1 protein-coding gene is annotated in these 233 nt (G+C 37.3%); it reads right to left on the bottom strand.

Annotated elements, in window-relative coordinates:
• The coding region (locus ACYP5M_RS26805) for a TetR/AcrR family transcriptional regulator (protein WP_459735762.1) at window positions 1-189 on the bottom strand (189 nt) is incomplete at its 3' end.
• Window positions 190-233: the final 44 nt, after the last annotated feature.

The raw sequence follows: 233 nt of genomic DNA, 5'->3' as shown, positions 1-233 counted from the left end.
AAGCTGTTCACGAGGTGTATTTAAGGCGAACGCTACTTTCATGACTTCCACAACTTCCCTGATTCTGGCTTCAACAATTTCAGAAAGCAGTTCTTCTTTTACTTTGTAATAGTTATAGAGTAACCCTTTCGAAATGCCCGCCTGATTGTCTATCTCGCTTATGGAAGTAGCGAAATATCCTTGTTTCATAAATAACTACATGGCTTCAGTACGAATAATTTCTTTTGATGATT

The sequence above is a fragment of the Peribacillus sp. N1 genome (assembly GCF_054600815.1).
The sequence above is the reverse complement of the archived record's forward strand: the minus strand, read 5'-3'. Positions and strand labels throughout refer to the sequence as shown.